Source organism: Vibrio sp. Vf1514, from assembly GCF_052076135.1.
Taxonomy (GTDB): domain Bacteria; phylum Pseudomonadota; class Gammaproteobacteria; order Enterobacterales; family Vibrionaceae; genus Vibrio; species Vibrio furnissii.
In genome coordinates this window covers 1,277,340-1,299,892 of sequence record NZ_CP197268.1, presented here as the reverse complement: position 1 = coordinate 1,299,892, position 22,553 = coordinate 1,277,340, and the positions used below count along the sequence as shown (strand labels likewise).

Annotated in this window: 19 protein-coding genes; 12 read left to right on the top strand and 7 right to left on the bottom strand. The window is 48.7% G+C overall.

Annotation, left to right across the window (positions count from 1 at the left end):
• Nucleotides 1-171: 171 nt before the first annotated feature.
• Nucleotides 172-1,344: an EAL domain-containing protein gene (locus tag ACS18Q_RS20730; protein ID WP_014257644.1), complete on the top strand. Its 1,173-nt coding sequence runs from the start codon at nt 172-174 to the stop codon at nt 1,342-1,344.
• A gap of 57 nt (nt 1,345-1,401) precedes the next feature.
• Here ACS18Q_RS20730 and ACS18Q_RS20725 read toward each other — a convergent pair whose 3' ends face one another.
• Together ACS18Q_RS20725 and ACS18Q_RS20720 are read right to left on the bottom strand one after the other, a co-directional pair.
• Nucleotides 1,402-4,974 carry an ATP-binding protein gene (locus ACS18Q_RS20725; RefSeq protein WP_441257804.1) on the bottom strand — a complete coding sequence of 1,191 codons (3,573 nt, stop codon included), beginning with the start codon at nt 4,972-4,974 and terminating at the stop codon, nt 1,402-1,404.
• A 3-nt stretch (nt 4,975-4,977) separates the two neighbouring features.
• Nucleotides 4,978-5,601 carry a response regulator transcription factor gene (locus ACS18Q_RS20720; protein ID WP_014257642.1) on the bottom strand — a complete coding sequence of 208 codons (624 nt, stop codon included), beginning with the start codon at nt 5,599-5,601 and terminating at the stop codon, nt 4,978-4,980.
• 578 nt (nt 5,602-6,179) lie between these two features.
• Between ACS18Q_RS20720 and ACS18Q_RS20715 the strand changes: the two genes are divergently transcribed.
• Both ACS18Q_RS20715 and ACS18Q_RS20710 read left to right on the top strand, forming a co-directional pair.
• Complete coding sequence (locus ACS18Q_RS20715; protein WP_014257641.1) at nt 6,180-6,854, top strand: response regulator transcription factor; 675 nt, start codon at nt 6,180-6,182, stop codon at nt 6,852-6,854.
• 216 nt (nt 6,855-7,070) lie between these two features.
• The gene (locus ACS18Q_RS20710; protein ID WP_441257803.1) at nt 7,071-8,543 is read left to right on the top strand and encodes an NAD(P)H-hydrate dehydratase; all 1,473 of its coding nucleotides are present in this window, start codon (nt 7,071-7,073) and stop codon (nt 8,541-8,543) included.
• On the opposite strand, the gene ACS18Q_RS20705 is transcribed toward ACS18Q_RS20710, so the two are convergent.
• Together ACS18Q_RS20705 and ACS18Q_RS20700 are read right to left on the bottom strand one after the other, a co-directional pair.
• Nucleotides 8,532-9,527, bottom strand: a complete 996-nt coding sequence (locus tag ACS18Q_RS20705) for a 2-hydroxyacid dehydrogenase (protein WP_004727099.1) — start codon at nt 9,525-9,527, stop codon at nt 8,532-8,534. The two genes, ACS18Q_RS20710 and ACS18Q_RS20705, sit on opposite strands and share 12 nt — an antisense overlap.
• Nucleotides 9,528-9,671: 144 nt before the next feature.
• Nucleotides 9,672-10,229 (bottom strand): outer membrane beta-barrel protein, encoded by a 558-nt coding sequence (locus tag ACS18Q_RS20700; RefSeq protein WP_038151681.1) that lies wholly within the window; start codon nt 10,227-10,229, stop codon nt 9,672-9,674.
• Nucleotides 10,230-10,795: 566 nt separating this feature from the next.
• On the opposite strand from ACS18Q_RS20700, the gene ACS18Q_RS20695 reads away from it, so the two are divergent.
• Nucleotides 10,796-11,839: a GMP reductase gene (locus tag ACS18Q_RS20695; RefSeq protein WP_004727097.1), complete on the top strand. Its 1,044-nt coding sequence runs from the start codon at nt 10,796-10,798 to the stop codon at nt 11,837-11,839.
• Between the two features lie 164 nt (nt 11,840-12,003).
• Here the strand turns inward: ACS18Q_RS20695 and ACS18Q_RS20690 are convergent, their stop codons facing one another.
• The 3 genes from ACS18Q_RS20690 to ACS18Q_RS20680 all read right to left on the bottom strand — a co-directional run bounded on the left by ACS18Q_RS20690 (nt 12,004) and on the right by ACS18Q_RS20680 (nt 15,067).
• Complete coding sequence (locus ACS18Q_RS20690) at nt 12,004-12,528, bottom strand: SHOCT domain-containing protein (RefSeq protein WP_202983425.1); 525 nt, start codon at nt 12,526-12,528, stop codon at nt 12,004-12,006.
• Between the two features lie 558 nt (nt 12,529-13,086).
• Nucleotides 13,087-13,986 carry a cation diffusion facilitator family transporter gene (locus tag ACS18Q_RS20685; protein ID WP_038151678.1) on the bottom strand — a complete coding sequence of 300 codons (900 nt, stop codon included), beginning with the start codon at nt 13,984-13,986 and terminating at the stop codon, nt 13,087-13,089.
• Nucleotides 13,987-14,188: 202 nt separating this feature from the next.
• Nucleotides 14,189-15,067 (bottom strand): LysR family transcriptional regulator, encoded by an 879-nt coding sequence (locus tag ACS18Q_RS20680; RefSeq protein WP_004727095.1) that lies wholly within the window; start codon nt 15,065-15,067, stop codon nt 14,189-14,191.
• A 280-nt stretch (nt 15,068-15,347) separates the two neighbouring features.
• On the opposite strand from ACS18Q_RS20680, the gene ACS18Q_RS20675 reads away from it, so the two are divergent.
• From ACS18Q_RS20675 to ACS18Q_RS20640, 8 genes are all read left to right on the top strand, one after another.
• A complete protein-coding gene (locus tag ACS18Q_RS20675; RefSeq protein WP_004727094.1) occupies nt 15,348-15,929 on the top strand; it encodes a class I SAM-dependent DNA methyltransferase in 582 nt (193 codons plus the stop codon).
• Nucleotides 15,930-16,057: 128 nt separating this feature from the next.
• Entirely contained in the window at nt 16,058-16,675 is a 618-nt protein-coding gene (locus ACS18Q_RS20670; RefSeq protein ID WP_004727093.1) for a thermostable hemolysin, read from the top strand.
• Nucleotides 16,675-18,198, top strand: a complete 1,524-nt coding sequence (locus ACS18Q_RS20665) for an AMP-binding protein (protein WP_441257802.1) — start codon at nt 16,675-16,677, stop codon at nt 18,196-18,198. Before ACS18Q_RS20670 ends, ACS18Q_RS20665 begins: the two co-directional genes overlap by 1 nt.
• A 48-nt stretch (nt 18,199-18,246) precedes the next feature.
• The gene (locus ACS18Q_RS20660; RefSeq protein ID WP_441257801.1) at nt 18,247-18,930 is read left to right on the top strand and encodes a TenA family transcriptional regulator; all 684 of its coding nucleotides are present in this window, start codon (nt 18,247-18,249) and stop codon (nt 18,928-18,930) included.
• Between the two features lie 10 nt (nt 18,931-18,940).
• Nucleotides 18,941-19,786: an SDR family oxidoreductase gene (locus ACS18Q_RS20655; RefSeq protein WP_014257635.1), complete on the top strand. Its 846-nt coding sequence runs from the start codon at nt 18,941-18,943 to the stop codon at nt 19,784-19,786.
• Nucleotides 19,783-20,418, top strand: coding sequence for a tetratricopeptide repeat protein (locus ACS18Q_RS20650; protein WP_014257634.1), 636 nt, complete (start codon nt 19,783-19,785; stop codon nt 20,416-20,418). The genes ACS18Q_RS20655 and ACS18Q_RS20650 overlap by 4 nt, the downstream gene beginning before the upstream one ends.
• Before the next feature lie 2 nt (nt 20,419-20,420).
• The gene (locus ACS18Q_RS20645) at nt 20,421-21,077 is read left to right on the top strand and encodes a response regulator (RefSeq protein WP_395212447.1); all 657 of its coding nucleotides are present in this window, start codon (nt 20,421-20,423) and stop codon (nt 21,075-21,077) included.
• Nucleotides 21,067-22,485 (top strand): ATP-binding protein, encoded by a 1,419-nt coding sequence (locus tag ACS18Q_RS20640; protein ID WP_441257800.1) that lies wholly within the window; start codon nt 21,067-21,069, stop codon nt 22,483-22,485. Before ACS18Q_RS20645 ends, ACS18Q_RS20640 begins: the two co-directional genes overlap by 11 nt.
• Nucleotides 22,486-22,553 lie beyond the last annotated feature (68 nt).

The following is a 22,553-nucleotide window of genomic DNA, read 5'->3' as shown; positions in this document are numbered from 1 at the left end:
TGTTCACATGACGTCTTTTCACTATTCCTTGTTCGTGGATAAGGACATTGGTGAATAAGAAAAATCCTACACAGCGATAGGAAGGTGAGAAGTCGCCCTCAGTCGGAGCTGATAACGTTAGCGTGAACCGCGCAGTATTCTGTAGCTACCTGTACAACTAGGAATACAACTATGCATGCGCTCATTGTGGGTAGGCGAACTGACGATAATCTCGGGTTGGGACGAAAGCTCAAAGAAATTGGCATTTTCCGATCCGTGGTGATCGAAGAAGAGCATAACGCTTTGGACAGAATCCTGTCTGACGGGAAAATCTACACCCTATTTATTGATTTACTTGCCGAAACAGCGGAAGGGTTATCATTTTTACGCAAAATCAATAAGTACAACTGCACGTTAAAATGCGTGTACAACATTGGTGAATCGCGAGAAGCCTTGTGCAGTTCTATCGCCAGTTTTGTTTCCCTGCTTGACTTCAGTTTTTCTGGCGATATCAGTGTCCATTCCCCGCTGAAACAGATCAAAGATAAAATTATCAACGGCGCCGTTGGTAAAACGGTCTACAACCAAAGCACGAAGGAAATCTATTTTACGTTGGAAGAGTTGAGAGCTGCACTGCTCAATGGCGACTTCGTGTATCACTATCAACCGCAATACAATATCAACACCGGCAATTTGATTGGTTTGGAAGCGTTGGCGCGCTGGAACAACCACAAAAGTGGCGTACTCAGTGCCGCATTATTCATGGATGACATCATCAACAATGATTTATTGGATGATTTCTTTGAGAGTATTTTTGCCCACGGGCTGGCGTTTCAAAAAAGCTTGATGGAACTCGGGAAGCTGATTCAAGTGTCGTATAACATCGATATTCGTCAGCTATTGAACGAAAACTTCGCGACGACGGTGATCCAGAAAATCAACGCCTATACGTTAGATTACAGCTGCGTCACGCTCGAATTGACGGAAACGTCGGATGTGATTGAATCGCCGCTCGTGATGGAAAATATTATTCGACTCGCGAACGCAGGCATTAAATTGTCCATTGATGATTTCGGCGTGTCCCATTCATCGCTGAGTCGCTTATTGAGTTTTCCATTTTCCGAGATAAAACTGGATGCTAAATTTATCCGCAGTATCCATGACAACCCAAACAGTAAATTGGCGATCAACAGTGTGCTCTCACTGGCCAACGACATGCATTTGAGTTTGGTGGTCGAAGGCGTGGAAGATATCAGCCATGTCAACCTCATGAAAGACATCGGCTGCAGTTTAGCGCAAGGTTTTTATTATTCGAAACCCAAAGGTTCAAGCGATATATTAAACGTATTATGCCAGAGTGAATAACGATGATGATTGCAATATAAGTGTGGTGGCTTAATAGCGATATAAGCCACCATATTTTTATTTCTCTTTGGCTAACGCATCCATCAATTCACCCATTCGATTGACGGCCATTTGCACATCGTGATGAACGATGTCCCCCTCAGTTTTCACTAACTGTTCCAGTTGTTTACAAGCGGTGGCAAGGTCGTGTTCGCTGATGATTTTAGCGGCACCACACACTTTGTGCGCAATATCGCCCAGCGTTTGATAATCATGATTTGCCAATGATGCCAGCAGGCGTTGCTTGTCATTCACGTTCTCTTTTACCACTTCGTTGACAATCCGTTGGCGAATGTCGTCACCTAAAGCACTGTCATTGAGTGTGGGCGAGGCGGGGACTTGCTTGGCTATTTTAGCGAGCGCTTCTTTTAAGTCGTTGATGATGAGTGGCTTAAAGAGGCAATCGTTCATGCCGGCATCTAAACAGCGCTGCCGCTGTTCGAGCTGAGCATTGGCGGTAAAACCAATGATATGTGTGTGATAGCGCTCTGACTTGGCTTCGGCTTGGCGTATTTTTTGAGTTAATTGATAGCCGTTAATTCCGGGCATGTTGCAGTCCGTGATCACAATTTCAATTTCCGGTTGTGCTTTCCACTTTTGAAAACCTTGAAAGCCATTGTCAGCGACGATCACTTGATAGCCAATGAATTTGAGCTGCTCGCCGAGTAATAATCGGTTTGCGGCATGATCGTCGACGATCAATACTTTTTTCGAGATCAGGTGGGTTTGTGGCGCCAAATTCGGCAATGAGGCAGTGACCTTGGCTACTTCAGGCTCCAGCACGGGCAATAGGAGCGACACTTCAATTTGCGTGCCGACCCCCACTTCACTGCATAGCGCAATCGTGCCACCCATCATGTTACATAAGGACTGAACGATCGACAGCCCAAGGCCTGCGCCCCGTCTGTCCACATCGCTGTGCACTTGTACAAAAGGTGCAAATAAGCGTTGCTGCGCCTCCTCGCTGATGCCAGTGCCCGTGTCTTTCACCACAAAGCTATAGCGTTCGGCAATGGAGCCTTGTTGTTCTGGTTCAGTGAACGTTGTCTCGCTAGGCCCATGATTGGTGACGGTCACGGTGACGCCACCTTGATCGGTAAACTTAATTGCATTGCTCAGTAAGTTGGAGAGGATTTGTTTGAGCCGTGTGGGGTCAACATACACATCTTGGGTGATGGTCGGGTCGATATGCACGTCGAGCTGAATGTACTTTTGGCGCGCCAATCCATCAAAGACACGCGTAATTGATTCCACCAGATCCCGCAGGTTGACTCGCTGAGGGGCAATGCTGATATGGCCTGATTCGATGCGAACAATATCCAAAATATCGCCAATTAACACCTGAAGATTATGTGCAGAGTCGTAAGCGACTTCCAACGCGGGCACATCGAAATGGCCTTGATGGGATTTCTTAATCGCAATCTCTAGTAAACCAATGATGGCATTCATCGGCGTGCGGATTTCGTGGCTCATGGTCGCCAAGAAGGTGGTTTTTGCTTTGCTGGCTTGCGTGAGCTGTTCGATAAGGTCGCGGCGATCGCTGACGTCGATCCAGCCACAAATCACCCCAAGGCAATGCCCAGCCGTGTCTTTATACGGCTCAATCCAGTGATAAATGCTCAGCTCAGTGCCTGCAACATGCAAGGTTCGGTCAACAAGAATCGGCTCTCCGGTTCGAATGACTTGCTGATAATCCGATTCAAACTTGACGGCTTCTTGTAAATTCTTCTTCACTTCTTGTGGCGTCTTGCCAATGGCCGAAGCTCGGTCGAGGCCGAACACTTGATAGTATTGGCTGTTGCAAGTGACCAGTTTGAGTTGATTGTCTCTGACGTAGATTGGATGCGGAATGCCATTAATCAGCGATTGCATGAATTGTAACTGCGCGCTGAGTGAGTTTTCGGCGGCCTGTCGCTCTTTCACTTGTTGGGCGAGGCGTCGATTCCAAAATGTGGAAATGATGCCTAAAGACAGTAGAAATGCGGCAATGAGATAAATTTGGCTCTGATAGTCGCGCCAACTTTGAGAGCTAAAATAAGCGTTGTTCCACCATTTATTGGCAATAATTGACAGCTCATCGGGGGAGAGCGTCATGATGGATTTTTCTACGATGGACTTTAACGGGTGATTGGCCATCGAGACCGCAAAGCTGACATTGATCGACGGGTAGATAATATCGACGATCTTGAGTTTTTTTTCATAAAGTCGATTCACATAGTATTGTGCGACTTTCTGTTGTGTAATCGTGCCATCCGCGCCTGCGCTATTGAGTACTCGCATCGAATCTAGCGTGTTATCCGCAATCATGATGTTGATGCCTGGATAATCGCGCTTGATTTTCTCGATGATGATATTGCCCTTATCCAAGACAAGGGTCCTTCCCTCCAAGTCAGACATGCGACTTATGGCACTTTTATGCCGCGTCACCAACACCAAATTGGATTGCATAAACGGACGCGTAAACAGCATGTCCTTCCCCCGACTCTCACTGGGCGTGAGGATGGTGAGATCGGACTCGCCGTTGATGATCTGTTGATTGGCTTCGGACACGGAGTCGGCCATGGTGACGTTGAAACTCAAACCCGTTCGGTAGCTAATGATGCTCAAAATGTCTTTGGAGACACCTTGGAAATTTTGGTTTTGGTCGAGGAATGAGAGCGGCGCAATGGTGTCGACGGTGACGAAGTTAATGACCGGATTTTCCTTGATCCATTGCTTTTCTTCGGCGGTCAGTGAAATGGGGTCGTTGTACAAGTAGCTGCTTGAGCCCGCGCTCCAGCGCTTAAGAATGCTTCGATTCTGGTTTTTCGTGACGTGATCCAGCGCGATATTGATGGCATCCCCCAACAGTGCATCTGACGTTCGGTAGGCAAATCCAAACCCGGTGGGAGCCATCTCAATAAATCGATGGGGCTTAATCCCATTGAGAAGCTGTTGGTTGATCGAGTAGTTCGTGGTGACCAGATCGCCCAAGAAGTAATCGACCTCATTAAACGCTAATGCGCTCAGCGCGGCGTTGATGGACGGGTAGAATTTCCATGCCACGTTGGGGTAGAGCGTGGTGAGAAATTCTTTCGGCAAATAGTCATTGGCGACACTGATCGATTGCTGATCGATGTCATCGCTGTTGGAAAACGTGAGGCGATGATCTTTGGTAAAAAACGCGGAGCGGTCGGGAACGTAATGATGAGTGAGAGAGAACGGCTGCTGATGCACTTCAAATGCGTTGGCGCCGGCAATCAAGTCGATCTCCCCAGTGTTGAGGGCTTGGATGGCTTGCTCTCGGTTGGGATACACTCTGACCGTCGCTTTCACCTCGAGCATGCTTGCGATCAAGGCTAAGTAGTCGGCCGTAATGCCTTCAAAATCGACGCCGCTGGTGGTGATGTCAAAAGGAGCATGGTCAGGGTTTGACGTGCCTAAAACGATTTCGTTTTTTTGCCGTAGCCAATCGCGCTGCTCCTTGGTCAATGGAATGGACTGTACTCGATTTTCTTCACGACCGTACAATTTGAGTTCTTGATAGTGCTCGTTGGCATAAACGAGATGGCCAGAGAATAAGACAATGAGAAAAACGAGTATTTTTTTCATAAATTAAACGACACCGTTCCTTTTGGCGAACTCAATTAACTCCAGTAGCGAACTACTCCCTAGTTTTTCCATTAGACGGGTTTTATACGTGCTAATGGTTTTATTGCTAAGGATCATTTTGTCAGCAATTTCTTTGTTTGTGAGGCCTTGGGACAATTGCTGCAATACCATCATTTCTCGGTCAGACAAGAGTTTCAGCATTTCACTTTCTTGACCAGAAAGGGCTGCATTTTGATGGTGAAATGAGGCGACCGGGAAATAACTATGGCCGGATAAGATCGCGCGACTAGCGTCGATAATGTTTGTGATATCTTCACTTTTCGAGACAAAACCCGATGCCCCCATATGTAAACAGCGTGTTGCGAAGTGTTCGCTGGGTTGTGTGGTGAGCACCAAGATCTTGGGAATGGGTTGTAGCTTTCTTAAACGGTTCATGACTTCCATGCCATCAAGCTGTGGAATGCCAATGTCCAAAATCACCAAGTCAAAACGCTCCGTATGGGCCATTTTAACCGCGTCAACCCCGTTGGTTGCTTCACGAATGTCCTCATACCCTGCCGATTCTAAGAGTATTTTGACAGCCATTCTGATTGCTGGGTGATCATCAACAATTAATATATTTTTCATATGTAATCTCTTTGAGATAACGAATTTTTTGTGGATAAGTTAAATACTGTGTCTTTGGATACAATTTGGGGCGTATCTATTCACGAAAAAATTGAAAAATATGATGTTTTGTTCGCAATTTATGTCTATTCCTATTGGTTGTTATGTTGGGTGTCGTGTTTACGATTTATTTTTATTTATATAATCTTTGCTAAAATGTTAAAAATGTGTTTATTTTGAATCCGTTTTTTATGCTCACAATACTATTATTTAAGTAAATGAATTTTAGCCATCACTCAGCTGAATTCGTTGCTGTTAAATTTATGCCGTGAATGATTGGCTGTGATAATTGTTTTGATCATATACATGCTCAAATAAAAGATAAACCATTCCCTGTGATAGGCGGGACAATTCTTCCCTGTTTATCGGAAATTTCCTACAAGGGCGTCATGTGTAACAAGGTAAAATAGAAGAAAGGTGGTTTCGTTCACCTCAAGTAAAATATGAATGAAATGATGAGTTGATATTGGAATAGACGTTAGTCATTAAAAATCATCATGTCATGACTATTTTTAATGCCGCTTATTTTGAAGTTTTAAATGTTTTCAAACAAACGAATATTGATCATCAATGACGATGAGGCGTTAACCGAAGCGATAGTCATGGGGCTAGAAATGGTTGGGTGTGAATGTTTAACTCACGTCAACTGCCGCCCTCAGACGGATGCTTGGGTCGATGCAGACTTAGTGATCTGGAAAATGAACAGCACCAAGGATTTGCCACTCATCGCTCGGATGATGGCATGTAAGCGACTACCGCTTGTTGTGCTGGGAATTAATTTTAGCACGGGTGAAAAAGTCCGAACTTTGGATGCCGGAGCAATCGACTTTGTTGATATACCTTGTTCTGGTTTAGAATTATTGGCGCGCATTCGAGCCCATATTCGAAAGTTCTATCCGCTAAAAAGTAAAATGACCACCTTAATATGTCCTGGAATTCCAATTACATTAAATCGTGTCTCTTGGGAAACGATTTATCACGGTAAGGAATACCGATTATCTACCAAAGAATTTGATCTCTTGTATTTTCTGCTAGAAAACTCTGGCCGCGTGTGTTCAAAAGATGAAATTTTACGAAATGTTTGGGGTTATTCCGAGTCCATGAAAACGAGAACGCTGGATACTCATATATTTCGTCTTCGCGAGCGATTCCCTGATGTGAGTATCAAAACGGTTCGCGGGATTGGCTATTGCTTAAAGGCGAACACGCTCTAACGCATTATTTTGTCCGATTTCATGCGCAGCCGTTTCTTGTTGCCCCGTTTCATTCGATATTTCCCTCTACATTATTTCGTTCGACTGATGATGTAGAGGCACGATGTTTTCTATCTATTTCCGCATGGATTGTTGCACAAATAGGGTTTGCAAATCATTGATGCGCCATTTTTGGTATAAACTATAAGTTTAGATTTATACAGGGACAGGTTCCAAATGCCACTACCACGTCTTTTTTATACCGCGCAACAAGTCAAACAAGGTGAAGTGATGGCCGCCAAAGCCAAAGGGCTGGAGATGTTCAGCTTGATGGAGCGGGCGGGGCAAGCGGTGTTTACCGTGGCGTACGCTCAGTACCCGGCAACGCACCACTGGCTGGTGTGTTGCGGAGGCGGTAATAATGGTGGCGATGGGTATATTGTGGCTTGCCTAGCGCGCTCACTTGGCGTGCAAGTCACGGTATGGCAAATGGGTGACCCAGAGCAACTCAAGGGCGATGCGCTTTCGGCCTATTACCATTGGTTGGATCACGGCGGCGATGTTTACCCCATCGATGATAGGGTGCCGGATGATGTAGATTTGGTCATTGATGGCTTGTTGGGGACGGGGTTATCGGGCACGGTTCGTGAGCCAATGCAGCAACTCATCGACACGCTCAACCGCTGTTCTGCGCCGATCGTCGCCATCGACATTCCTTCGGGCTTATGTGCCAATACCGGTGCAGTGTTGGGGGCGGCCATTCATGCTCAGCACACGGTCAGCTTCATTGGTTTAAAACAAGGTTTGGTGACGGGCAAAGCGCGAAATTACGTCGGTGAGTTGCATTTCGCGGGCCTTGGAGTGGAAGAGAGTTTTAGCCAGCAGAATGCGCCGACAGTTCAATCGCTGGATCCCAAAGTGATCAAACACCTGCTGCCGAAACGGGAACCCTGTTCGCACAAGGGCAGCCATGGCAAAGCGGTGATTGTCGGGGGAAACGAAGGCATGGGCGGTGCGATTATTCTGGCGGCTCAAGCCTGTGCACGCGTTGGCAGTGGTTTAACGGCAAGCTTGATGCATCCGAGCAATACCACGCCGCTGCTGTCGGTTTGCCCTGAAATCATGGCCGCGGGGTGGAGCAGTGAATCGTTGATCGAGGAGCGCCTCTTGTGGTGTGACGTGGTCGCGATTGGCCCTGGGCTTGGCCGCAACGATACCGCACGTCAAATCATGCACAAAGTGCAAAACCAAACCAAGCCGAAAGTGATGGATGCGGATGCGCTGCACTTTCTGGCGCAGTCTGCCAATTTTGATCACCAACGCATTATCACCCCGCATCCGGCAGAAGCGGCTAAGTTGCTCGACACCAAAGTGGCGCACATTGAAGCCGACCGGTATAGCGCGGTTAAAGCGTTGCAGAAGAAATATGGCGGCGTGGTGGTCTTGAAAGGTGCGGGGACGTTGGTGTGTGACGGCAAAGAAATATTTGTCTGTCTGGCGGGCAATCCGGGCATGGCAACGGGCGGCATGGGGGATGTGTTGACCGGCATTATTGTGTCGTTGTTGGCTCAGGGCCTGAACGTGTTTGAGGCGGCAAAAATGGGCGTTCTGATCCACAGTTTAGCGGCCGATCAGAACGCGAAAGCCTTTGGCGAGCGAGGCTTGCTCGCCAGTGACTTACTGCACCATCTGCGCAGTTTAGTTAACTAATTCGTTTCCAGATTTGGTGCCTTGCTCAAACGCCAGCACGTTGTTAAGCGTGGTTTGCGCGATATTGTGCAGGGCATCTTCTGTCAAAAACGCCTGATGACCGGTAAACAGCACGTTATGGCAGGCGGACAGGCGGCGGAACACGTCATCTACAATCACATCGTTCGACTTGTCTTGGAAGAACAGATCTTTTTCGTTGTCGTATACGTCTAAGCCCAGCGCGCCAATACGGCCACGTTTGAGCGCTTCAATGGCTGCGACTGAATCAAGCAATTCGCCACGGCTGGTATTGATGATCATCACACCATCCTTCATTTGAGCGAACGCTTGCTCATCCAGCAGGTGGTAGTTTTCTTTGGTCATCGGGCAGTGCAGCGTAATGATGTCGCTGTTTGCATACAGCTCCGGCAATTGAACGTATTTCGCGCCGATTTCAATGGCCAATGGGTTTTCATACGGGTCAAAGCAGAGAATGTTCATGCCAAGGCCTTTGAGGATACGCATCGCTGCAATGCCAATCTTGCCTGAACCAATCACACCCACGGTTTTGCCATAGAAGTTAAAGCCCACCAAGCCTTCCAACGAGAAGTTGGCCTCACGTGTGCGCTGATACGCTTTGTGGTAACGGCGGTTCAGACACATCATCAACCCGACCGCGTGCTCTGCCACCGCTTCTGGTGAATACGCAGGTACGCGAACCACCTGCATGCCAATGCGTTTTGCGGCGTCTAAATCCACTTTATCAAAGCCCGCGCAGCGCATGGCGATTAGGCGAGTGCCCCCTTGATACAGTTCTTCCAACACGGTCGCACTCAAATCGTCGTTCACAAACGCACACACCACCTTGCTGCCTTTGGCCATTTTGGCGGTTTTTTTGGTCAGACGAAAGTCGTGGAATTGCAGCGTAAAAGTGTTTTTATCGACGATTTTTTTGAATGAGGCTTCGTCGTATGTTTTTGCGCTGAAGAAAGCGATATCGATCATAGCAGTCTCCTTAATTAAGACCTGACTTGAAGTAATTATCGCTATAGTTAAACGGATGGTGAGAAAAATAAACCCTAACTTTTGTATGTGAACAAAGGCTGGGCGTAAGCCGCTTACCGTTTGTTCACATTGTGGCAAAAATCGTTACATTCGAAAACGAGCGCCCAAACTGAAGGCGGTGCTGGAGTAGCCTTTGTCGAGATCTTGATAGGTCACTTCCGCATTGAATTCGAGATTTGGGTTGAAGGCAGATTGTACGCGCGCCCCGGCACTCAGGTATGGATTCACCCCAGAATGCGTTGAGGTTGTGCTGGGCGAAGACGAGACGTTCGTCTCCTCGAGTTGGGTATAAGAGACGCCGCCACGCGCATACACGGTAGCAAACTGCATGATCGGCGCTTCTACACGAACACCCCCATAGAAACTGTCGTATTGGGTCTCGATGTCATTTCCGTTGCCGTCGTTGAGCTTGGCTTTGCTTGAGAGCGTGCCGGTATACCCTAAATCCGCACCCAAGAATGTGGAGAAGTAATAGCTGTATCCCACGGTCGTGGTAAAGACTTGATCGCTGCTGTGACCGTTGTCGAGCGTGCTGTACCCGGCATCGACGCTAAACTGATGTTGGCCGTTAGTGGCGGCAATTGTTGGCATTGCGGCACACAATGCGGCCAACGTGATCCCTGTTATCCCTAGTTTTTTCATTCTCGTTCTCCACTGCCATGAAATGAAGTGAGCCAAACCGGTGTTTGGCATTGCCACACGGCAAAGTTGCTGGCAACAGTAAAACCTTAGCAATATTCGAACCGATTCTATGATTCTCTTGAGAGAAAGAAAAAAATGTGTGATCCACAAAGAAATTGCAGGGAAGAACACTTAGGGTTGAACAAAAATCAGCCTATGGAAGTGAGATCTATATCGCAATTTAATATTTGATGTCATCGAAGTGAACGTTTGCGGTGAACGTTTACGTGATCAAGTAAATAAGGGTTTTGTTAATAACTCGTTGATTACGATGAGGTTTAATGGAATGTTGTATTGGGGGAAGCGTAGAAAATGGCAATGGGTATGAAATCTTCGACAGCGTAACATAAAAAAAATACAAATATCAGACTTGCCGGAAAGAAATCACAACCTATAATGCTGAAAACCGGAGCGTCTGCCAACGCTCCGGTTTTTTTGTGTCCGAAAAGTACTGAAGTCTGCCAACCGAAGTACAACGCACTCTGCAAACAGAGACACAAACTGTGAATCAATCAAGGAATTACACAATGCGTATCGAACAAGAACTTAAGTTAGGTTTTAAAGATGTCCTGTTTCGCCCGAAACGTTCAACCCTGAAAAGCCGTTCTCAAGTAAATTTAACCCGCGAGTTTACCTTCAAGCATAGTGGCCGTCAATGGTCTGGCGTGCCAGTTATAGCGGCGAACATGGATTCCGTGGGCAGCTTTGCTATGGCGAAAGCCCTCGCTGAGCATGGTGTAATGACCGCGGTTCATAAACACTACACAGTGGCGGACTGGGCGGAGTTTGCAAAAACAGCAGACAAAGCAACGCTAAACAACGTGATGGTTTCAACCGGAACGTCGGATGCTGATTTCCAAAAAACGCAAGACATCATGGCGCTGTCTGATGAATTCATCTTCATCTGTATCGACATCGCGAACGGCTACTCAGAGCACTTGGTGGAATACGTAGAGCGCGTGCGCGCAGCCTTCCCAGACAAAGTGATCTCGGCTGGTAACGTGGTCACAGGCGACATGTGTGAAGAGCTGATTCTGGCCGGTGCAGACATCGTGAAAGTAGGCATTGGCCCAGGTTCCGTATGTACCACGCGCGTGAAAACCGGTGTGGGTTACCCACAACTGTCTGCCATCATTGAATGTGGCGACGCAGCGCACGGCCTTGGCGGCGTAATCATCGGTGACGGCGGCTGTTCATGCGCTGGCGATGTGTCAAAAGCGTTCGGTGGCGGCGCAGATTTCGTGATGTTGGGCGGCATGCTGGCTGGTCACGAAGAGTCAGGCGGCGAGATCATCGACAAAGATGGCGAGAAGTTCATGAAGTTCTACGGCATGTCTTCAAAGAGCGCGATGGACAAACACTCTGGCGGTGTCGCGGGCTACCGCGCAGCTGAAGGAAAAACCGTCCTATTACCATACCGTGGTAGCGTGCACGGCACGATTCAAGACATCCTCGGCGGCGTACGCTCAACCTGTACCTACGTAGGTGCAGCAAAGCTCAAAGAGCTAACCAAGCGTACCACGTTCATCCGCGTACAAGAGCAAGAGAACAACGTCTTCGGTAAAGAGTAATCGGAAAATTATTCGAAAATACCAACGATTGAGAGCCGCTGCTAGCGGCTCTTTTTTATCTCAATGTTTGCTTGATACTAATGTCACGCCAAATAAAAACACCCTCAACTACAAAAACAGGCAGTGGGCGATACCCTATTAACAGTTTGTTATGCTCGTGGTATTTATAGGCGACTCAGTATCTCTGCTTTTTTCGCTTCAAACTCTTCACTGGTGATAGCATTGATATCTAGTAATTTTTTTAATTTTTCTAACTGTGAAAAGTGATCACTTGTTTCTTCAGTGTGTGTTTCAACGTGCTCTTGCTTCGGTGTTTCAGCTCTTGCAACTTCCATTAACAGCATATTAATTTTTTTATCGATGTCTTCGACAGTGATCTGGGATGTGCTAGAAGCTTTGGCATTTGATAGCTCTTTGAAGGTATTTTCTAATATTGGGTTTTTCTTTACTACTGTTTCGTTGGCACAATATAGTTCAATAAAATCTTGTTGAGATTTTTGAACTCTAGCTAGGTTCTCAAGAACCTCTGCTTCGTTGTTTTTCCCCATAATAAGTAGGAAAATGGCCGCAATAATAGGAGAAATGATGCAAGCTAACAAGAACCACAGAAAGCTGCTACGATTGTAATTGGAAGCTAAAAAACCAACAGCGATTGCCAATAAAAACCAGAAAAAAATCCCACCTAACATATTTACCTCATTTGATTTGAATTTGTACCGCGGTAACAATATCAATTTTTGCTTAACATGTTTTGACTTTAAGCAATATTCGACTGTAATTTTTAACCATTCATATAAAAGCATATTAGTCGATTTTAAATGAACTTTTTATATATAATTCCAGTGGAAAATATATTAGGAAGTTATTTAAGTCGCCTATATTTTTCAGTTGGTTTTAGAATTCCAACAACTGACAAATGAAACGTACCCACAATATCAAATGAGAGAGTCTTATGGTGTGTTCGGTTTAGGCTTTATCACCACCATTGCGTACCAATGTGCATGTCAGCCCATGTTGTTCAGTGTGCGGATAATGAGCATAAAAAAGTAGGTGTTCGACTGCAGCCATAGGTGCACGATGGGGCGAAACGGAAGAGTAAAAGGGAGGTTCCACGTTCTGCGCCATATGTTCGCCAGCCACTTGATGATGAACGGCGGCAATATCCTCATGCTGCAAAAAATACTTGGGTTTTCTAGATGTGGTGGAAATAAAAAACCCGCCGTTTGGCGGGTTCTTATCAATTGTCGTTAACTTGCGATGTTTACGGTAATTTGCAGTTTCAGCGGCAATTTTTCGAGATGCTTTTCGATGGTTTGACGTGTTTGTTCGATGTCTTCAACCAGAATCGTGTCACAGTTGTCTTCTGGGTAGATATCAACGTCAACCCAAAGCTCATGACCAACTTTCGTTACACCGACCAATTCAATTTCCTGATCGGACTCTTCACAGGCCACAACCACACTTTGGTCAACGGTTTGGCAAATCTCTTCGCTTGGTGACATCAGGAAGATTTCACGCATTGCTGAGCGTAGCATGTCAAACGGAACTTTGATGAAGTAGAACGACATAGCAAGCATCATCACTGGGTCAGCGTAGACCGCGTAATTTGCCATCGGTGTCAGAGTCATCAACCATGCAACCACGAAGCCGACTGTTACCGCTAAACTCAGCAGTGTATCCATCTGCCACTGTTTTACTTCAGCGCCGATAAGGCCAGAAGAGTGTTTCTTGCTCAGTGACACCATGTACCACCAAGCGATGGCACAACCAATCACGTTGATAGCACCAAATACAGTTGCGATAGACGCATCGACTTCACGACCACCGGTAAACATAGAACCGATCGCAGAGTACAGTGAGTAACAGACGAGCATCAGAATGACGGTACCTTTGACCGCAATCACGGCTGGTTCAAACAATGCTCGTCCGAATGGGAACTCAGAATCAGAAGGTTTTCTGATGTAGCGTGCCGCCACTAGCGACAAGATTGTTAACAGTAGGCTGACGAGAGAATAAACACCGTCGAACACGATAACCAGAGAGCCTACAAGCAGACCGACAACAAGACCAGCTACAGCAAACATAGATGCGAAAAGGGCTGAGAGGGTCAGAACACGGTTTTCGTTAAAACTTTTTGGAGCACTCATTTTATTTTTATACCTGTTGGATAACTGAGGTTATTTTGGCTGATCGGCCGAGCTTTACAATGGTGATTTGCTTTTTTGAACAGGTGGTTTTGAAGGGTTTTAGATTTAATTTTTAAATATCAATGAGTTATGAGTTTAAATTTCTGTCAATAATATTGACACTGACTGGCCTTTCGCCAGTCGAGTGCAAAATAAACAGTGATTAGAAGTCAAATAGATAGTCACTGAGCTTGTCGGCAAGCCAAACCATGGCCGGGTTTTCTGAACTGCCGGCGACGCTAAACATACAATAGTCTTCCTGAGTCAAACCGTAAGTGTGGCGAATCACGGCCAATCGCTGTTCGCGTAAATGGTGACGAATCAACGGCTCTGGCAGCACGCCCCAGGCACTTTCGGTCAGGATGGTACTCAACATGTATTCAAAGCTTGAAAAGCCGATGTAGCGGCGAGAAAAGGGCTCTAGGCTGGAGTTGTCACGTTCGTTGAGATACACCATCACCGCTTGCATCGATTTACGCAGGTCTTCATCGGTCACGCGTTTGATTTTGGTGAGCGGGTGTGTGGTGCTGCACACCGACATCATTCGGATTTTACCGAGTGGCTGATAACCGATGCGTGGGTCATCGAGACGTTCGTAGTCAACCCCAAAAGCAAAGTCGACTTGTTGGGTCGAGACCAAGTTTGCCAAGTCACCGCTGGATGCCAATACGATGTTAAACGAGGTGTTGGGAAAGAGCTTATTGAGTGAGTGCGCCAGATCTTGCCACAACGAGTCCGGCAGCGAGTCATCACGAGCAATCCACATCTCGGCGGCAAACTCATCAGAAACTTGCGAACAGGTGCGGCGAATGCGGGTCGATGTGATGAGCATGTTCTCGCAATCTTTGTAGATGGCTTTCCCCGCCTCAGACAACGTGAGGTTGTTTCCGGTGCGCGTAAACAGTTCGACACCCAGCTCGGTTTCAAATGCTTTGATCGCCATGCTCAGTTTGGTGCGGTTACACTCAAGCTGGCGGGCAGCCTCGGAAACCGAGCCTGTATTGGCGATGGTGCAGAAAGCTTCAATTTGGGACAGGTTCATAGCAGACTCATTGGATAGAAGTTGCCGAATCATAAACAATTTTCGTCAGGCTGCCTATCTGCTCTAATATTCGCCAATTGACTCAAATTCAGATTTTCTTGCGCAAGATTGCGTTGTAACTCTATGAACTTTACTCCGTTTTGGTTTAATCTTGGTGTGTTCGAGTAGTCTCAAACTTACGGGTTTAACCTAAATGCTTGTGCATTCAGGAAATGAGCCTGCCAATTTGAGGTCACTTGGGCACATTTGCCCGAATACAAGAAGTAACACGGAGGCCATGATGGCACACGACTGGGACGAATACGCAGCGGATTGGGAAAAAGACGAAGCGACAACCGTTTTTGCGCAGAACGTTTTTCAGCAACTGAATAAGCTCATTTCGCTTGAGGGCAAGCACGTGCTTGATTTTGGTTGCGGCACGGGTTTGCTAAGTCAACTGATGTCACCAGTGGCAAAAGACATTGTGGCTTTGGATGCGTCCGAAGCCATGATTGAAGAGTTGGACAAGAAAGAGCTGGTGAATGTGGAGCCGGTAGTGGACCACTTAACGCGTGGCTTGGTTGCGCAGCATCCGGCGTTTCGCAAGCAGTTTGATGTGGTGGTTGCCTCTTCAGTGTGCGGTTTTGTGCCGAACCATGAAGAAATGGCTGAAATCATCTACACCTTGCTCGACGAAGGCGGTTTATTTGTGCACTGGGATTGGCTGGTGGACGACAACGATCCGGACTTCGGTTTAAGCGAACGTGATGCGCACGCCATGCTAACGCAAGCGGGCTTTGCGACGGTTGAAGTGAGCAAAGTGTTTGACGTGAAAACGCCACAAGGCGTGATGCCCGTGGTGATGGGCGTCGGCCGAAAATAACAATTTATTGACTAAATTAAGCCGCGACAGGATTTCTGTCGCGGCTTTTTTGTTTTCTTAAGATTCTTAAGTGTCTCTTAAGCTTGCCGCCATAAGCTCATGGTGTCGGGCACAGAGAGGGCTTCTGAATGAAAGACTTTTTCCACGATCACGCGCTTGAACTGGCGATCATTGATCGTAACCATCCCAAGCGGGATGAAGTCGAACACTATATCGCGCAACGTTATTCATTGGCGTTTGATGCGCGTCTCAATTGCTTTATGCCGACCTTCATGGCGTTGATGGATGATGACCACATTAAGTCCTTGTGTGGTTACCGTGTTGCCAGCGACGAGGCGCTGTTTCTTGAGCAATATTTAGATCACCCGGCGGACGCCTTACTTGCCAACACGTTCAAGCGTCCCGTCGAGCGCACTCAATTGATTGAATTTGGCCAATTGGCTTCGTTTTCCAAAGGGTTTTCCTCCCTGCATTTTCTGCTGATGACGCAAAAGCTGGTCGAACAGGGCTTTGAATGGTGCATTTTTACCGCCACCGACCCGCTCTACGCCATGATGTGTCGTTTGGGGTTGGACCCGACCATCTTGGCTGAAGCCGATCCCACTCGGATTCCAGATGCCCACACGATTTGGGGTAGCTACTACCACTATCAGCCGCGCATTGTCGCCGGCAATCTGAAAGGCGCTTTGGTGCATTTGCAGGCGCTGTTTTCCGACCGCAAACATCGTTTAAGCGGAGGTTTCTGATGAACACCATTTTACAGGCATTGGCCCAACGCGCGGAAACGAAGCCCGATGCGATTGCATTTCAAGGTTACAGCGAGCGCACACAACAGGTCGAGTCCATCAGTTATCTGACGTTGTGGGTGCGTGTCAAAGAAGCGGCGGCGCTGCTCACTCAGCTTGAAGCGCGTTGCATCGCATTGCGCGCTGAAAATAGTTTGGGGTGGGTGATTACCGATTTGGCCGCGATGCAGGCGCGCATTCCGGTGGTGCCCGTACCGATGTTTTTTAGTGAGACTCAAATCGTGCACACCTTGGAGCGTTCAGGCGCCGATGTATTGATTGGTGAATGGCACAGCTTACAACCGGAACTGCTGGGGCAATTGGAAGGCTTGCCATTGTGGCGCAATTCACATGCTCATGGCGCTCATTGGTTACCTGACAGCAGCAAAATCACGTTCACTTCAGGCTCGACTGGTCAACCCAAAGGCGTCTGCTTGAGCGATGAACAACTGGCGCAAGTCAGTGGCGCATTGGCCGATGCGATCGCGACGGAAACGCGCTGCAAAACGCACCTGATTTTACTGCCTCTGTCCACTTTGCTGGAGAACATTACCGGCGTTTACGTACCGATGTTGCTCGGCGCTACGTCGGTGGTGGTGCCAGGGGAAAATGTGGGGCTGTCTGGCTCAAGTCAGTTCAATCCCAATCAGTTTGCGGTCGCGCTCAGTCAGTATCAACCCAGCAGTTTGGTGTTAACCCCCGCATTGCTGATGGCGCTGATTCATATTGTTACGTTGAACCCAACGTTGGCGCGCTCGCTTGAGTTTGTCGCGGTCGGAGGCGCTCGTGTCACGCCAGCCTTGCTAAACAAAGCACGCGCATTGGGCATTCCTGCATTTGAAGGATACGGCTTATCGGAATGTGCTTCCGTGGTGAGTTTGAACACGCCCAGCGCTCACAAACCGGGGACCAGTGGCCGCGTGCTGCCGCATGTCGAGGTGAAAATTGCTGATGATGGTGAAGTGCTGGTGCGCGGTAACGTGGCACTGGGTTATATCGGCGAAGCGTTTACGCAAACATGGTTGGCCACTGGCGATTTGGGACATCTGGATGCGCAGGGTTTTCTGACCATCAATGGCCGCAAGAAAAATCAAATCATCACCGCGTTTGGGCGCAACGTGTCGCCGGAGTGGCTGGAATCGGAAGCGCAAGTGTTGCCCGCGCTGCATAGCATGGTGGTGGTAGGGGAAGGACAATCGACCCTCACGGCGGTGGTCGACAGCAATCAGCCCGAAATTGTGGCGGTCAGCCTACGCAAGCTCAATGCGGCGCTGCCGGACTATGCCCGCATTGGCAAAGTGGTGACGCTGGCAGGGCTCAAACAGCAGCCTGGGTTATACACCGCCAATGGGCGCCCAGTGCGGGCACAATTTGAACATTGGCTGGCGCAGCTTCCTGTTGGCGGGCAGCACACGATCACGACCAACTTGAATGACACCAGCAACTTAAATCACACAACGTCACCGCATGAATCGTGGAGTTGAGTCGTGGGACTCAAACGCCATTGACCCGAATGGAAAGAGGAAAACAGCATGAGTGAATTCTTCCAAACACTGAAACACCAAACGCAAGCTGCGCAGCAAACCCTATTACAGGCGCCGATTTTCGCCCAATGTGCGCGTGGCAACATTGACCGCGCAACCTACGTGGCATTTTTGACGCAGGCGTTTCATCACGTCAAACACACGGTGCCGCTGTTGATGGCGTGTGGTGGACGCTTGCCTGAGAAATATGAATGGCTGCGCCAAGCTGTTGGGGAATACATCGACGAGGAGAGTGGGCATCACGAATGGATCCTCAACGACATCACCGCGTGTGGTGCTGACGCTGACTTGGTACGAGCCAATCAGGCTCAGGGCCGAGTGGGCGCGCCGATTGAATTGATGGTGGCTTATCTCTATCACCAAATTGATCGTGTCAATCCCATCGCTTTGTTTGGCATGGTTTGGGTGCTGGAAGGCACCAGTGTCGGGGTGGGCGGTGAGGTCGCCGCCTTGGTGAAACAGACGCTAAATTTGCCGGAGAATGCCATGAGTTATCTGACGTCGCACAGCGTGCTGGATCAAGACCACATTCAACTGTTTGAAAGGTTGATGAACCAAATTACCGATCCGGTCGATCAGCAAGCGATCATCGATTCAGCCAACATGGTGTTTCGACTCTACGGCGAGATGCTTCGTGAGCTGACACCGCATGCATTCCAACACGCGGCGTGAGGATAAGGCGATGAATTTACAAGGTAAACGGGTGCTGTTAACTGGTGCCTCGGGCGGCATTGGCCGAGAAATCGCCCAAGCGCTGGAAGCGAAAGGTGCCGCTCTAATCTTAGTGGCGCGAAGCCGCAATAAACTGGAAGCGCTGAAAAACAGCCTTGAGTGTCCAGAGCGTCATCACGTTCTGGCCATCGATTTCCAACATCCTGATAGCGAAGATGTGCTCAAAGCCTTCGCGCTTGAACAGGTTCACCGCGATCAGCGCATCGATGTGCTGATTAACAATGCGGGCAATAACCAGTTTAGTTTTCTGGCTCAGCGCAGCGCTAAATCACTGCGCGAAGAGATCCACCTGAATCTGATGACACCGATGTTGACCAGTCAGTCGGCGTTGAGTTGGCTGCAACGTCCGGGCATCATCCTGAACATCGGCTCGACCTTCGGTTCGATTGGCTTTCCGGGTTACACCAGCTACTGCGCCGCGAAAGCGGGCGTACAGCGATTCAGCGAGGCGTTGGATCGCGAGTTAGATGGCGCGGGAATTCGCGTGTTGTATTTGGCGCCAAGGGCGACCAACACCGATCTCAATGATGACCGTGTCACGCAAATGAATCGCGATTTGGGCAACCGCAGCGATGCGCCAAGTGTCGTCGCACGTCATGTGGTGTCTATCTTGGAAAAAGAGCGCGCGTCAATGTGGATTGGGTGGCCGGAAAAGTTGTTTGCGCGCTTAAACCAGCTCATTCCCACGGTGGTGTCTGCCTCGATTCGCAAACAACAAGACACCATTCATCACTACATCACACCGGGAGCGGTGCAGCCGCCTCGCTCACCGCACATCATGAGGGACGAACGATGAAACGGACGATCACGCTGAGCATCGCAGCTTTAACTTTAGGTGCAACCATGTCTGTCGCAGCCGCCGGTGCTGACCCGCTGCAAACCATTCAGAAAAAATGGGCCGTGTGTCAGTATCAATCGAAGGACAAAGATCATCAGGTGTATTGCTTGGAAAATCTGATCCAACGGAACGAAGAGGCATTAAAAGCCGCGCCAGAACGTCAGGAACTGAAAGTGTGGCTGGCGATCAATAAATCGTCTCTTGCTGGGGCGGATGGCGGTTTGGGCGCCTTGTCGTTGGTGAAAGAGGCCAAAGTGTTACTGGAACAAGTGATTGAAACAGCGCCAGAAACGTTAGATGGCTCCGCGTATACCAGTTTAGGTTCGCTATACTATCAAGTACCGGGTTGGCCAATTGGCTTTGGCGACGATGACAAAGCGGAAGCGATGCTAAAAAAAGCGTTGGAAATCAATCCTGATGGCATCGATCCGAACTATTTTTATGGTGATTTTCTGGCGCAGGACGGCCGCAAAGCCGAAGCGATTCAGTATTTGACCAAAGCCCAGCAGGCCAAACCACGTCCAGCGCGTCCGCTGGCTGATCAAGGGCGACAACAAGAGATCGCGAAGAAACTGGGAGCGTTGAATTAGAAATGCGTTTGCTGCTTGTCGAAGATGATGTTTTATTAGGCCGCTCAATGGTGACCTCGTTGAGTCGCCACGGTTACACCGTCGATTGGGTCGAGCGCGGCTCGGGCGTCGAGACCGTGCTCAAAACCGAGCAGTTTATGGCGGTGATCCTCGATCTCACCCTGCCGGATATTGATGGGTTGTTGGTGCTGCGTCACATTCGCCGCGCTGGTTTTACGCTGCCGATATTGATTCTGACCGCGCGCGATGACATTGACGATCGCGTGAAAGGGTTGGATGGCGGCGCCGATGACTACCTGATCAAACCGTTCGCGCTGGAAGAGTTGATGGCGCGCCTGCGGGTGCTGATTCGTCGTCAATCGGGTTACTGTGACACGCGCATCGACGTGGGGGAGTTATCGTTGTCGCTGTCTGAACAATCGGTCGATTTTCAGGGCAACCGCCTGAAACTCACCAATAACGAGTTCAAATTGTTGGCGTCGTTGATGACGCACGCGGGTCGTGTCCTGAGCAAAGAGCAACTGCAACAATCCCTGCACGGCTGGGATGAAGGGGCGAGCGACAATGCCATCGAGGTGCATATTCATAATCTGCGGAAAAAGGTGTCAAATCACGTGATCAAAAACATTCGTGGTGTAGGGTACATCATTGAAAAATAGTGCGGAATACGCATTTTCAATCAAGAAACGTCTCACCATCGCCGTGGTCTTGCTGTCGACGGTGCTGATCCTTGTGTCACTGTTTTTCAGCTTTACCGCGTCGCAGCACGAGATTGAAGAAGTGTATGATGCCCGTTTAGGGCAGTCGGCTAAAATGCTGTTGCTGGGGATGCCCGTCAAAGAAGACGGGCTGGAAGCACGCCGCGCCAGCGAGATTCTTGATACTTGGATGGCGCGGATTGCCAAGCAATCTAAGGGCGGCGATTCGCCCACCACTTTCGGCCACCCTTACGAGCGCAATATTCTGATTCAGTTTTACCTCAGTGGGGAGCTGGTGTGGAGTTCCATTCCCGCGATCAGCCGGGTTGCACACGATCCGCGCTACGCCGGGTTTGGCTATCTGGATATTGAGGGCAAGCCATGGCGCTTTTTTCAATTACCGCTGCCGACGCAATATCATACTCAGCCAGAATACGTGATTGTGGCGGAGAAACAGTCGATTCGAGACGAGATGAGCCGCGAATTGGCGCTCTCAACCGCCTTGCCGCAACTGATTTTGATCCCTTGTCTGGCTTTGGTGATGGCCTTGCTGATTGGCAAACATTTTGAACCGATTTCTGAGCTCAAACGCGCCATTACCCAGCGTAGTGCCAACAAGCTTGATAGCATTTACGTGTCGAACCCTACGCAGGAACTCTCTCCGCTGGTGGACTCGTTAAATAGATTGCTGACCGAGTTGGATCAGGCGTGGCAGCGTGAACGACGCTTTACCCGCATGGCTGCTCATGAATTGAAAACGCCGTTGACGGTGTTGCGACTGAATGCGGAAAACGCCCTGCTGAGCCAAAATGAAGCGCAGTTGAAATCTGATTTAAGCAACATTCTGCGCGGCATTGAGCGCACGGATCGCCTTATTCAACAGTTGCTGATGTTGGCGCGGGTGGAAAGCATCCATGATTTAACATTCTCCAGCATCAACCTGACGAAGCTGGTGCAAGGTGTGATTGCCGAACTGGTGCCGCTTGCGCTGCGCAATCAACAAGAGCTCTCTCTCGATGGCGATGATATTTTTGTGTTGGGAGATGAATCCCTGCTGCGGATTCTGTTTACCAACTTGGTGGATAACGCCATTCGTTACTCGGGGGCAGGCAGCCAGATCAAAGTTGAGGTCCAAGAGGAAGGTCAGGTTGTGAATGTGTGGGTCAGCGACACGGGGGAAGCGCTGAGCGAAGAGACCCGTGAGAAACTGTTTGAAAACTTCTACCGAGCCAACACCGAAAAAGGGGATGGGGCCGGTCTGGGTATGTCCATTACTAAGGACATTGCTAAGCTGCATCACGGCACGATCACCTTGATGCCAAGAGAAAATGAGCGTAATACTTTCTGGGTAGTCCTGCCTAAAGCCTAGTCCTGCAAGGTTTTTCCAAAACGTAAATTGACTATTTACGTAATTTCACTGTCGGAAATCCCTCAGAA